At 36.0% G+C, this 13,523-nt stretch carries 10 protein-coding genes; 9 read left to right on the forward strand and 1 reads right to left on the reverse strand.

Features of this window, described 5'->3' with window-relative positions; translation table 11 throughout:
* Positions 1–144 precede the first annotated feature (144 nt).
* Together ACIR310F_RS0104965 and ACIR310F_RS0104975 are read left to right on the forward strand one after the other, a co-directional pair.
* On the forward strand, positions 145–1,482 hold the full coding sequence (locus tag ACIR310F_RS0104965) for an ATP-binding protein (protein WP_028082867.1): 1,338 nt from the start codon (positions 145–147) through the stop codon (positions 1,480–1,482).
* 288 nt (positions 1,483–1,770) lie between these two features.
* Entirely contained in the window at positions 1,771–2,523 is a 753-nt protein-coding gene (locus ACIR310F_RS0104975) for a Uma2 family endonuclease (protein WP_028082868.1), read from the forward strand.
* Positions 2,524–2,552: 29 nt separating this feature from the next.
* On the opposite strand, the gene ACIR310F_RS0104980 is transcribed toward ACIR310F_RS0104975, so the two are convergent.
* Positions 2,553–2,948, reverse strand: a complete 396-nt coding sequence (locus ACIR310F_RS0104980) for a Rid family detoxifying hydrolase (RefSeq protein WP_028082869.1) — start codon at positions 2,946–2,948, stop codon at positions 2,553–2,555.
* Between the two features lie 587 nt (positions 2,949–3,535).
* Here ACIR310F_RS0104980 and ACIR310F_RS0104985 point away from each other — a divergent pair.
* The 7 genes from ACIR310F_RS0104985 to ACIR310F_RS21590 all read left to right on the forward strand — a co-directional run.
* Positions 3,536–5,164 (forward strand): peptide chain release factor 3, encoded by a 1,629-nt coding sequence (locus ACIR310F_RS0104985; protein WP_028082870.1) that lies wholly within the window; start codon positions 3,536–3,538, stop codon positions 5,162–5,164.
* A 450-nt stretch (positions 5,165–5,614) separates the two neighbouring features.
* Entirely contained in the window at positions 5,615–7,759 is a 2,145-nt protein-coding gene (locus ACIR310F_RS0104990) for a M48 family metalloprotease (protein ID WP_028082871.1), read from the forward strand.
* A gap of 459 nt (positions 7,760–8,218) precedes the next feature.
* Positions 8,219–8,731, forward strand: a complete 513-nt coding sequence (locus ACIR310F_RS0104995) for an RNA recognition motif domain-containing protein (RefSeq protein WP_028082872.1) — start codon at positions 8,219–8,221, stop codon at positions 8,729–8,731.
* Between the two features lie 916 nt (positions 8,732–9,647).
* Positions 9,648–10,916, forward strand: coding sequence for a glycosyltransferase family 4 protein (locus ACIR310F_RS0105000; protein WP_028082873.1), 1,269 nt, complete (start codon positions 9,648–9,650; stop codon positions 10,914–10,916).
* Positions 10,917–11,028: 112 nt separating this feature from the next.
* Positions 11,029–11,301, forward strand: coding sequence for a hypothetical protein (locus tag ACIR310F_RS24080; RefSeq protein WP_071604789.1), 273 nt, complete (start codon positions 11,029–11,031; stop codon positions 11,299–11,301).
* A 306-nt stretch (positions 11,302–11,607) separates the two neighbouring features.
* The gene (locus ACIR310F_RS0105005; protein ID WP_028082874.1) at positions 11,608–13,230 is read left to right on the forward strand and encodes a hypothetical protein; all 1,623 of its coding nucleotides are present in this window, start codon (positions 11,608–11,610) and stop codon (positions 13,228–13,230) included.
* Between the two features lie 21 nt (positions 13,231–13,251).
* A partial coding sequence (locus ACIR310F_RS21590; RefSeq protein ID WP_196803164.1) for an N-6 DNA methylase occupies positions 13,252–13,523 on the forward strand: 272 nt, incomplete at its 3' end.

Here is a 13,523-nt window from a genome sequence, read left to right on the forward strand (position 1 = left end):
TAAATGACTTTTTTGTCATGTCAGAAAATGCTTGATATTACCTGATGTTTTGTTACAGAATATTAAAAAAATACCTGAAAATACCTGATAAATTGCCAACAAATTGAGTTATAATGGCTAAAAATATTACCTAAGCTCGGTTTTATGAATGTTACAGAAATTTTACAATTTGTTGATCACCTAGTATTTACACAGACTGATAAACATTTAGATGATTTACAAAAAAAGATTATTGAGGAACTATTTAATGGTAAAACCTATAGACAAATTGCCAGTATTTATGATTATGATGAGGGTTATATTGGTGACGAAAGTAGGAAGTTATTTAAAATGTTATCGGACGGTTTAGGTCAAGAGGTTAATAAATCTAATTTTTGTTGGACTATAGAAAGAGTTATAAACTCTAAAATTGTTAGCTTTGGAAATAATAATATTAATTGTTATTCTCATCTTCAAAAATCAAATCATTATCCAGAAGATCATAATACAAAACAATCTAAATCTTATTACCATGATTTAACCGTATCTCCTAAAATTACTCGTTTTTATGGACGAGAAAAAGAATTAGAATTGATATTTAAGTTTATCGTCAATCTAAACACTCATTTAATCTCCATATTAGGATTACCTGGAATTGGTAAAACTAGCCTTGTCAAAAGATTTGTTGATTTAAACTTAGATAAATTTGCGGTCATTATTTGGAGAACTTTAAAATTTCCTAAATCCCTAAATTTACTCATTGATGATTTATTAAATGTTTGTCAACAGCAAGCTAAACAACCTATAGATGATAAATTAAAACAGTTATTTGATATATTTATAAATCAGAAATGTTTAATTATTTTAGATGATTTAGAAAATATTTTTATGAATCGTCAATTTGCTGGAAAATATAAACCTGAATATCAAGACTATCAAATCTTTTTGCAAATGATCACAGAAATTGAACATCAAAGCTGTTTAATTCTCATTAGTCAGGAAAAATGTCAAGAAATGATATCCTTAGACCAGGAAATTTACCCAATTCACTCCCTAGAATTATCAGGGTTAAATCATGTAGATATTTTACAAAATACAGGCTTAAAAAATCAGGAAAATTGGTTAGAATTGATTAAACTATATGAAAGTTATCCTAAATATTTACAGTATATTAGTATCCTGATTAAAGATGTATTTCAGGGTGAAGTATCAGAATTTCTCAAAGAAAATATTTTAATTTTAACAGCGGACTTTAAAACCGAGTTTGATTCAATATGGTTGAGATTATCTGATATTGAAAAAGAGATATTATTAAAAATCAGTCAAAATCATCAACCCATATCTAGAGACGAGATCAAAAAGTGCTTATCATTGTCATCAATAGATATAATAAACGGGTTACAATCATTAACAAGAAGATTTTTATTAACCAAGTTAGAAAATGATGAAAAATTATTTACTATATTCCCCATATTTAAAGAATACTTGAGAGTTTATCATTAAGAAATTAATTCAGGATTTATGCAACTGGCACATTGGTAAGGTGCGTCAGATACAGCAAGTTCAGCGTGAAGTACACCCTGTGAATTTAGGTGTAGAGACGTTCCATGGAACGTCTCTACAAGGGTTTTGAAATCATCAAAAATCATTTTCATACCTCAAATCAGCAACGCCTTTTGGTGTGACACTTGCGTAAGTCCTATAACTGTAAGGTGGGTTTTGTCTGTGTAGACGGGATTTCTAAAATTGGTTAAACTAGAATTTACAACCTGAATACAGGAAAACCCCATCATGATCATTGCTACCCAAGCCTACCAAATCACTTGGGAAAAACTACCCGATGATTATATTCTCCCAGATGATCCAGTGGACAATATCTACCAACCAACCCAAGCCACAGCCCTGACAGAAAGCCTCCAACTAGCCGGTAAACTTCCCCCTAATTGTCTCACACCGACTAACTACGCCATCTGTGCCACCGTAAATGGCAAAATTGTCATTAAAGCCCCTGATTGGGCTTATATACCGGAAATTCGGGTAACTAAAAAAGAAGTCTTTCGTAGTTATACACCCCAACTACAGGGAGATATTCCGGTTATTGTTATGGAATTTATTTCTGATACAGACGGAACAGAATATTCCAGTAAACCAACCTATCCACCTGGAAAATGGTTTTTTTATGAAAAAATCTTAAAAGTCCCAAATTATGCTATTTTTGAACCAGATAGCGGTAGTTTAGAGTTTTATAAGTTAAACTCTAATACAGGTTTGTACACTTTGCAGAATCCTCATGAAAACCAACGTTACTGGATAGAAGAAATGAATCTTTATCTTGGTATATGGGAAGGTACAAGAGAAAACTTAACTGCTAAATGGTTAAGGTTGTGGGACGAACAGGGAAATTTATTGTTGTGGAGTTCAGAATTAGTAGCACAAAAACAACAAGAAATTGAACAAGAAAAACAACGTGCGGAACAAGAAAAACAACGTGCGGACAAACTAGCAGCCCAATTAAAAGCATTAGGTATCGAACCAGAAAATTAAAAGTAGGGTGGGTAATACCCACCATATAATTAACCACCAATTACTGCAATACAATCAATTTCTACCAGCACATTTTTAGGTAAACGCGACACTTCTACACAGGCACGCGCTGGGGCTGTATCCTCAGAAAAATATTTTGCATAAACCGCATTTACAGCAGCAAAATCATTCATATCAGCTAAAAATACACCGGTTTTGACCACATCTGCAAATGTAGCTCCTGCTTGTGTCAAAATAGCCTCAATATTGCTCATTACCTGTTCCGTTTGCTTAACTACATCTTCCGTATAAACAACATCACCTAAACGAGGATCTATAGCAATTTGTCCAGCCACAAACAACATTTGTCCAGAAGCGAGAATTGCTTGATTATATGGTCCAACAGGTGCAGGTGCTTTATCAGTACGAATTACTTCACGAGTCATAATATCTATCTCTTTTGGCTCTTTAATGAAAAGTGTTTCTGATTTACCCATTTGACATTATCGCACCTGTGAGGTCAGTATTTTGCCGAAGATTGCACCAGGGAATAAGAGCACAAATAGTATAAAACATAGTATAAAAAAATTCTCAACACCAAAAGAGAAAACTGATAACTAAAAATCATTTTTTCTTCACTTCCTCTCTTTATTCGTGACCTTCGTTCCTTCGTGGTTAATTTCTCTGACCTATCGTGATCAAAACGCAAATTACTTAGATATACTTATGGATATGTTTAATAGATGTTTAGTAAATGTTTAATATATATGGGCGGACATATTCCCACTATAAATATATAATAGAGAAAAGTCCGGTATTTGTCAAGTCAGCTAAAATGCACCTAATTTATACATTAGGATGCACAAGGATGTCCACCCCACAAGAGTTAGACTGATTTTAGGTTATACAATTTAAATGCTCAACAGCTTACCTCCTTCAGTCCTGGATAAGTGTGTCAACCCAACTATTGACAATTTTGATCCCTAGTCCTGAAAAAGACTAAATTTAGTGAAGTTAGAAAGAAATTACATATATGTCCATTGAACTACAAGCAGAACTAGGTCAAGCGGTGGAACAACGTCGCAACTTTGCGATTATTTCTCACCCTGATGCTGGTAAAACTACTTTAACTGAAAAACTATTATTATACGGAGGTGCGATTCATGAAGCGGGGGCGGTAAAAGCGCGAAGAGACCAGCGGAAAGTGACTTCTGACTGGATGGCAATGGAACAACAACGGGGTATTTCCGTAACTTCAACGGTATTACAATTTGCCTATTCTAATTGTCAAATTAATTTACTTGATACTCCTGGTCACCAAGATTTCAGTGAAGATACTTATCGAACTTTAGCAGCTGCTGATAATGCAGTCATGCTGATAGATGCGGCAAAGGGTTTAGAACCACAAACGCGGAAACTGTTTGAAGTGTGTAAACTGCGGGGAATCCCAATTTTTACCTTTGTGAATAAACTTGATCGTCCGGGCAGAGAACCGATAGAATTACTAGATGAGATTGAGAAGGAATTGGGATTACAGACCTATGCAGTGAATTGGCCTATTGGTATGGGCGATCGCTTTAAAGGAGTTTTTGACCGTCAACAACAGCAAATTCATTTATTTGAACGTAGCGCTCACGGTAGTCGGGAAGCAAAGCAAACTATCATAGATATAGGCGATAGTAAAATTGAGGCATTATTAGAAAAAGAACTTTACCACCAACTTAAAGATGAATTAGAACTCTTAGAAGGAGTTTGTCCAGAACTAGATTTAGACTTGGTACACGCTGGCAAAATGACCCCCGTGTTTTTTGGTAGTGCTATGACCAATTTTGGGGTAGAATTATTTCTGAAGAATTTTCTTAACTTTGCTCTCAAACCAGGAACACACAGCAGCAGCGTCGGGGATATTCCTCCTACTTATCCAGAATTTACAGGGTTTATTTTCAAACTGCAAGCCAACATGGACCCGAAACACCGAGATAGAGTGGCTTTTGTCCGGGTCTGTACAGGTAAGTTTGAAAAAGATATGACAGTAAATCATGCCCGAACTGGTAAAGCTGTCCGTTTATCCCGTCCCCAAAAATTGTTTGCTCAAGAAAGGGAATCTATTGATGTTGCTTATCCAGGGGATGTAATTGGTTTAAACAATCCAGGTGTTTTTGCGATTGGTGATACAATTTACACAGGTCAAAAGCTAGAATATGAGGGAATACCTTATTTCTCGCCGGAATTGTTTGCTACATTGAGAAACCCCAACCCTTCTAAATTTAAGCAGTTTCAAAAAGGTGTTTCCGAATTGCGAGAAGAAGGTGCTGTACAAATTATGTATTCAATTGATGAAGCCAAGCGTGAACCGATTTTAGCGGCTGTTGGTCAGTTGCAATTTGAAGTGGTACAGTTCCGCTTACAAAATGAGTATGGTGTAGAAACTATTTTGGATTTATTACCCTACAGTGTTGCGCGTTGGGTTGAAGGTGGTTGGGAAGCTTTAAAGCAGGTGGGACGTTTGTTCAATACTACCACTGTTAAAGATAGTATGGATAGACCAGTATTATTATTCCGCAACGAGTGGAATTGTCAACAGTTAGAGGGTGATCATCCAGAGTTGAAATTAACTGCTATTGCTCCTGTTTTTTCTCATCAACAAACAATTGAAACCTAGATAAGTAGGTTGGTGTTAAAAATTGTCGTTATAACAAGGGAACAGGGAACAGGTTACAGGGAACAGGTTACAGGGAACAGGTTACAGGTTACAGGTTACAGGGAACAGGGAACAGGGAACAGGGAACAGGTTACAGGTTACAGGTTACAGGTTACAGGTTACAGGTTACAGGGAACAGGGAACAGGGAACAGGTTACAGGGAACAGGGAACAGGGAACAGGTTACAGGGAACAGGGAACAGGTTTTGGGCAACTTTACTTTTCGTTTTACCAATTACCAATTACCAATTACCCATTACCAATTACCAATTACCAATTACCAATTACCAATTACCAATTACCCATTACCAATTACCCATTACCATCTTCAAAATTTTGCATTTTTAATTACCAGGGTATCTCAATAAGCGTGCTTTTGTCACCTAAAACAGATTGGAGTACCAAATTTTCTATGCCTTCTCACGCTGAATCATGTTTACAGGCTGGTTTAGCTGCCCTTAAGCAGGGGAATTACCACACAGCAATAGCTAATCTTGAACCACTGGCCAAAGTTCAAAAACAAGACAAGATTTATTTACAGGCACAAGTTGGGTTAGTTATGTCCTATGCTCGCACAGGTGAGGTCTCTAAAGCGATCGCTCTGTGCCAAAATTTGATTTCCAGTAACCACCCCCAGGTGCAAGAGTGGGCTACACGCGCTCTTGAAAACTTGTATAAGAGCAAAAACCGGAAACAAAAACCTCCCGAAACCCATACTGGAAATATTTCTGGTTTAAATGCTTCCCGACAAGAGCCACAAAATGGTTATGTTGGTACTGATGATCATCACAATAATATCAAACCAGTTAGCATTTATTGGCGGCAGGCTAGACGAGCTAAAGTATGGCAACCTCTACCTAAGCCTAATGTCATTTACTCACGATTAATTGCTTGTTTGACATTTATAGCACTATTTTGGATGTGCAAAGAAATGTTTAAACTAGTATGGGGTTTAATTGCCCAAATTCTATATAAATTGCCATACTTACAGCCTCCCCAGGTTTTATATCATGATTCTAGTTTCTTGATTCTGGGATTATTCCTCATCTTAATGGTATTATCCCCTTGGTTACTCGACTGGTTACTAGGAAAATTTTTGGCTCAGAAAGAGTTATCCAAAGAAAAATTAAATTCCTACAGTCGGGAGACACTCAGGGTATTACAACGTACTTGTCAACAGCGACGCTGGCCTTGTCCCCAACTGAGAATCTTACCAATTTCCGCCCCCATAATCATTAGTTATGGTAATCTACCCCGTACAGCGAGAATAACTGTTAGTCAAGGTTTATTGGAACAATTGGCTAATGATGAAATAGCAGCCATCTATGCTTTAACTTTAGGGCAAATTGGGCGTTGGGATTTTGTGGTAATGTCCCTAATTCTGTTAGTTACCATACCATTTTATGGATTATATCAGCAAATATCACTTTCGGCAAATCAACATCACAGTAAAATTTGGCAAAGTAAAATTTGGCGTTGGCCAGCCACAGTTTTAGCGGCTATTACTTACGGAATTTGGTTTCTTCTAACTGGTACAGCCTTGCTAAATTCTCGATTAAGGCTTTATCATAGCGATCGCCAAGCTGCGGAAATTACTGGTAATCCCAATGGACTCATTCGGGCTTTACTGAAAATTTCCATTGGTGTGGCTCATGATATCAACCTCAAAGAACATACCAGTTGGCAATTAGAAAGCCTGAATCTTCTTGCTCCCGTTGCATATCAACATAGCATAGTCTTAGGTAGTATAGCTGGTCATCTACCCTTTGAATCATTTTTCCAGTGGGAAAACTTTCATCCCCATCGCCAATGGTTGACAATTAATAGTAGTCATCCATTAATGGGCGATCGCATTGAACGTCTTTGTCAAATAGCTCGCTATTGGCATTTGAACACAGAATTATACCAAATAAACCCACAGCAGCCGATTATAATACGTCCACAATCTTTTTTATTACAAATTGCCCCTTGGTTGGGAATTTTGCTGGGTGTTATATTGGCTGGTCTAACTTGGTTACTTTGGCAAACAGCTTATGCTATGCAGTTGTTAAACTTGAAGTGGATCTATGACGACTGGTATTTTGTTCTGGGTTTTGTGTTAATTGGCTTTAGCATTGGCACACTGATACAGATAAATGCTCTATTTCCCAAGATTACAGATGTTAATGTCCACAAAAACGAAAACCTCATCAGCCTACTTACAGATCCGTCAATTTTACCAGTTGATAGCATTAGAGTCCGTTTTACTGGTAAACTATTAGGTCGTCCTGGAATTGGTAATTATCTAGCACCAGACCTAATTCTTCAATCTAGCCAAGGTTTAATGAAATTACATCATATTCCTGGGCTAGGAAAGTCATTCCACCCTCAAGACCTAATTGGTCAACAGATTGTTGTTAGAGGTTGGTTACGACGCAAGGCGACTCCCTGGATAGATATCCAAAGCCTAGAAACTCAAGATGGTAAAAAAATCAATAGCCCTCATTCTATTTGGATGCTGGCCATTGCTATTTTAGCTCAAGGCTGGGGTGCTTATCTTGTCCTGATGGGTCATTAGTCCGTTGTCCGTTATTTTTAGTAAAAATTTTTCCTCCTTGCCTCTTCCATTAAAATGTGTTTCATGCTACGATGAGATCATAATATTGGCTTTTAGCTGTTGGCGGAAAAGTTTCTGCGGAACTAGCTACATAGGAAATACCATGATAATGTTAACTAATGGTATTTTATTCTGCGGGCAAGAATTAAGAAGAATGAATTTACTGTGGTGGATAATTGGCTATTAAATTTACAATTCCAAAAATTAAGGTGATATTAACCCACGAGTGCAGTTGTGCTTTCGTGCCAAATAAGCTTGATCCCAATAAAAAACTGTATTCTATAAGTTGATAGTTGGGATTGAAAAAATTGGTTTGTGGTGGTTTTAGTCCATAGTATCTATTCAAAAGCCAAAGCCAATTGATTGTTTTTTTTGTCTTGCTCTGTTTATCTGTTTATTCCCAATCTGGAGGTATAGTCCATGTCAATTCGCCTATATATAGGAAATCTGCCCAAAGAAGAAATAGATCGTCAAGAGTTGCAAGCTGTTTTTGCAGAAGAAGGAGATGGTGTCACCACTAAACTAATTAAAGACCGGAAAACAGGCAAATGTCGTGGCTTCGGTTTTTTGACAGTGAATAATGACGAACAAGCAGATCAAATTATTGAAAAATATAATGGTCAATTGTTTAAAGACACACCCATCAAGTTAGAAAAGGCTTTACCAAGAACTAAAGGTGAAGAAGGTGGTGAAGAACAACCACAAACCCCCAAACCAGTTCTTCAAGGTACTAGCGCCCCCGTTCCTAGCAGCAATAAAGAAGCCGGCCGTCGGGAGAAAAGCAAGAAATCTCGACGCGGCGGTGGTGGTGGCAGCAGCAGTGCGCGTGAGACTGCTGCAAATGTTGAAACTGAAGCAATTCGTCCAGATCCCCGTTGGGCGGCGGAGTTAGAAAAGCTCAAGGAAATGTTGGCTGCACAAACTACCAACTAGATTGTTTGTTTAATCAATACGCTTTAAGAATTATTCTTAAAGCTGTTTAGCATACCGACTTCCTGGAAAGCTAGTCTGAAAAGGAAGTTATGGTTATATTAACGTAGCCATAATTCATGAATTGCCTCTACAATATATAGCAGTTTCCGATCTTATGAGGTACAGATATTGATGAAAATATTGTAGTGCGGGCATCTTGCCCGGTAAATTTTTAATAAACGCATTTATATACATACAAATTTAGTTATTATACATAAAGTGCTGTGATTAGTCTGACTAGTTGAGCGTGTAGAAATTTATTTTGTCTCCGGGTAAAGACCAAATTCCCTTAATAAGCAGTGTAGGTAGCCAGACATGGTTATTTGCACTGCTTAGTTTTTGGGTTTTTTCAGGCTTGAGAGCATAATTACACAAAATTTGGAATTTTTTGCGAAAACTGTAGCTAACGTAACAAAACTTATGGAAATATAATAATAGTATAAGTGAACACACTTGTCCAAATTAAATTAGTGCTTTTTGAACATGATGACAATTGAAGTGATGTTTTCAGGGATTTAACTTTGTTGTATTTGGTTTGATGGAAATTATTGTAATTACTTGAAAGGTGCAAATCATGAACTAGAAATATCTAAGAGGATGTGGCGTTGCGACTTGAGATAGGTTTTATCATGGACTAACTAGTATATCATGATAGATCACATTTACTTTTGCATCTAAAAAGATAGATATTTCTATCTATAGAAGGTATTAAATATAAATATAGAATGCGGGAGAGGTTAACCAATATTTTGGCAATAATCAAGATAGAATAAATATTAATTATTCAAAGTTAGCCAAGAAAACACAGATTTCAGTTTAATAAGCACAAGTTGAAAACACACTTATATCTTGTTAAAATTAGGAAAATCACAAATCTATGAAAGCTACCACAAAAAAACACATTGCCTTAATTTCAGTTCACGGTGATCCAGCAATTGAAATAGGTAGAGAAGAAGCAGGAGGACAAAATGTTTATGTCCGTCAAGTGGGTGAAGCCCTGGCACTGCTAGGATGGCAAGTGGATATGTTTAGCAGGAGAGTCAGTGCTGATCAAGAAACGATAGTAGAACATAGTTCTAATTGTCGGACTATTCGCTTAACAGCAGGTCCTGTAGAATTTGTGTCAAGAGATCATGGTTTTCAGTATTTACCAGAATTTGTAGATCAGTTAATAAAATTCCAGAAAGAAGCCGGGATTAATTATGATTTGGTTCATAGCAACTATTGGTTATCTGGTTGGGTAGGAATGGAATTGAAAAAAAGACTGGGAATTAAACAGGTTCATACCTACCATTCCTTAGGAGTGATCAAATACAAGACCATAGAAAATATTCCGCTGGTAGCAAGTCAACGTTTATTAGTGGAAAAAGAAATATTAGAAACAGTAGAAAGAATTGTTGCCACTAGTCCCCAAGAACAGGAACATATGCGATCGCTTGTTTCCCAAAAAGGGGAAATTGATATTATTCCCTGTGGTACAGATATTCAACAGTTTGGTTCAGTGACAAGAGAAGCAGCAAGAACCAGATTAGAAATTGATCCAGAAGCTAAAGTGGTTTTATATGTAGGTAGATTTGACCCCCGGAAAGGCATAGAAACCTTAGTGCGGGCAGTAGGGGAATCTAAGTTCTATGAGTCGAAACAATTGCAATTGATTATTGGTGGTGGTTGTACACCAGGTAATACTGATGCTAAGGAACGCGATCGCATAGCAGGAATTGTTAACGAGTTGGGCATGGACGAATGTACGTCCCTGCCAGGCTGTTTGAGCCGAGAGATATTACCAGCTTATTACGCCGCTGCGGATGTTTGTGTAGTTCCTAGTCACTACGAACCTTTTGGACTGGTAGCTATTGAGGCCATGGCCTGTGGTACACCTGTAGTCGCTAGTGATGTCGGTGGACTGCAATTTACCGTAGTTAATGAAGAAACTGGTTTATTAGTACCACCGCAAAATGTCCCTGCTTTTAATCACGCTATTGATCAAATTCTCAGTCATCCTCAATGGCAGCAAGAATTAGGAAAAGCAGCTAAAAAGCGTGTTATTGATAAATTTAGCTGGCATGGTGTAGCTAGTCAGCTAGATAAACTATATACCCAACTGTTGCAGCAATCCGTGAGAGAACCTGCATTAGTTGGTAAATAGGCAAAAATGACCAATCACCAATGACCAGATCATTGGTGCATGGTTGTAAGATAGGAAAGGATTAAGTAAGCTCCAAAAGCTCTAAACATACTTGCAGTTAGATGGTAAGATGATGGAAGTTCAAGAAATCAAAAAATTCCCTAAACCCAGGAAACCAGACAGCGAATCTCAAAATTTTCAGCACGTTAAGATTCTTGACTGTAACCAACCAGTTTGCAGAGTGATTTGTGAGTGTTGGCACTGCAAACAAGGGATATTATCTGAGGTAGACGTATCATCTTCGCAGTATTTAGAGGTAGAATGTCCAAATTGTGGCAGAAGCGCCGTCAGGTTAATGGCAGAAAAGGTGATTTCTACTACACCTATCCCCTCACCCTGGCAATAAGCAGCATTCAGCTTCAACAGATACATAACTGCTGATACTCGGATAACTGATTTTTGTTAAAGGATGTTTTAAAAGAAAATGGCCTTTTATGGCTAATCTTGAAAAACATCCTCTAAAACCGATTTATTTAGATTTGCTTTTGAAAACCTTTTTATGATAGCTCACGCAGAGGCGCGGAGGTCGCAGAGGCAGAAGAAAAGGAAATTTTTGCACATACAGCAGATAGTGTAATATATATATTTATTATTTAGAATTGCTATGTGATCAGTTATTTTAGCTAAAAATAAATCAAAAGGGAAATTAGATGTGTCTACATTAGATCAATTTCAAAGCGAATTTTTCAATATTTTCAATAATCAGAACTTCTATGAAGGCAAAACTTATTTAGAATATATTGCTGAACCACAAACTAATGATGAGGATGATATTGTTGATACTAAAATAGTTTCGCCATTGCTGGAGGCTTTAGGTTTTGAGTTAGGAGATATGGTGAAAAATAGGACAGGTAATGCTAAAGATAGTAGTCGTCCAGATTTTCAAATTAAATTAGCAAGTGGTAATATTCGCTGTTTTTTAGTAGAAGATAAACATACTGCCTATAATATTCAAAAATCTGAACCTTTACAACAATTAATAAGTTATGCACCCAGTCGCGGTTATGATTTAGGATTACTTTGTAATGGTAAATTATTATTAGGTTGGGATATTTCTGAGCCTAATTCTCCCAGTCCGGTTTTACATTTGGATCTTGAGCAAATTGTCCAAACTTATCATGATCATGGTGGTATTTCTGGCTTAAATAATGCCCAAATTCAAGATTTAAAAACTTTATATAGACGATTTAATAAACTCAATTTTGAAAATATTGAAAGTTTAATTCAAGATATTGGTAAACCAGAGAATGAATGGTTAAATAATGCCAAATCTCAGGTTAATACTCCTAATTTTGATGAATTACTAATTTTAGATATTAAAGCCGCAATTCTCCTGTTAGAAGAAGATGTTTTATATCAATTACAATTATTACTAGAAGAATATGATCAATATTGTCAAAATAAATATTTACCTAATATTCATGCAACTGAACAAAATTATCAAGAGACAGCAACTAAAATTTTAGATCGTCTGAGAAATCAGATTTTAAATTATTTACGTGCTTATGGAGTATTAGAAGTTGAGGAATTTTCCGAAATTGTAGAAAAATTGCTTGAATTTGCCGATAAATCTCAAGGTTCAATTCAAGAATTAGAACAAATATTTTTAAATAAATTAATCAATGCTCAAGCTAAAAAAATAGCACAGAAAAATCAAAATTCTCCTAAAAATATAGAAGGTATAAAAGGAGTACAATTAGATTTAATTCCTACGATTTCAGAAACCAAAAAACAAGAACTAGGAATTAAAGTCACAGAAGAAAAGAAAATTACTAAACTTGATCCAAAATTAATTGAATTATTACGAGAATATGAAAGAATTGTATTTGATTGGAAAGACTGGCAAGCAAAGCAAAATTTAACTTATGATACGGCAATTAAAACCCATCAATATTTTATATCTTGGCGTAATTTAGTTAGTAAAACCATTTTACAAGGTGCAAATGAAGATAAATTAAAAACTGAATTTGCTAGACAAACTGCTTATGTTTATGTCATTCGTCTTTTAATGGTAAGAATTTGTGAGGATAAAAAATTAATTAATCGTAAATTTTCCAATGCAGGGTTTAAATATTGGAAGGAAGAAGTCGAACCAAGATATTTAGATCTAGCGCAAGGAATGTCTATGGATTATCTTTTAGAAATGTCCTATCGTTCTGCTCAAAATATCTATGCTCATTTCTTCAATAGTGCGGATTTATTTAATTGGTATCGCATTAATTCTAATACTTTAATTAAGGTTTTACATATTCTTAATCGCTTTAATTTACAATAAATTGATAGCGATATTATTGGGATGGTTTATGGTAGATATGTAGAAGAAGGAAAACATGAACAAGGTAGATATTTTACACCTAAAGAAGTTGTAGAATATATTTTAGATGCTATTGGGTATAAATCCGATAATCCTGATATTCGTGATCAAAAATTATTAGACCCCGCAGGAGGTTCTGGTAGTTTTTTAGTTCATGCTGCACGTCGTTTAATTAATTCCTATCGTTCTCGGAAAACTAATACTATTCCTGTGGAATATGTTCCTGCGATTATTCAACAAGTGAAAGATTGTTT

This window comes from Dolichospermum circinale AWQC310F (assembly GCF_000426925.1).
Lineage (GTDB): Bacteria > Cyanobacteriota > Cyanobacteriia > Cyanobacteriales > Nostocaceae > Dolichospermum > Dolichospermum circinale.

Coding starts and splice junctions, on each gene's coding strand:
- ACIR310F_RS0104965 (WP_028082867.1), top strand. CDS start 145: ATGAATGTTACAGAAATTTTACAATTTGTTGATCACCTAGTATTTACA.
- ACIR310F_RS0104975 (WP_028082868.1), top strand. CDS start 1,771: ATGATCATTGCTACCCAAGCCTACCAAATCACTTGGGAAAAACTACCC.
- ACIR310F_RS0104980 (WP_028082869.1), bottom strand. CDS start 2,948: ATGACTCGTGAAGTAATTCGTACTGATAAAGCACCTGCACCTGTTGGA.
- ACIR310F_RS0104985 (WP_028082870.1), top strand. CDS start 3,536: ATGTCCATTGAACTACAAGCAGAACTAGGTCAAGCGGTGGAACAACGT.
- ACIR310F_RS0104990 (WP_028082871.1), top strand. CDS start 5,615: ATGCCTTCTCACGCTGAATCATGTTTACAGGCTGGTTTAGCTGCCCTT.
- ACIR310F_RS0104995 (WP_028082872.1), top strand. CDS start 8,219: ATGTCAATTCGCCTATATATAGGAAATCTGCCCAAAGAAGAAATAGAT.
- ACIR310F_RS0105000 (WP_028082873.1), top strand. CDS start 9,648: ATGAAAGCTACCACAAAAAAACACATTGCCTTAATTTCAGTTCACGGT.
- ACIR310F_RS24080 (WP_071604789.1), top strand. CDS start 11,029: ATGGAAGTTCAAGAAATCAAAAAATTCCCTAAACCCAGGAAACCAGAC.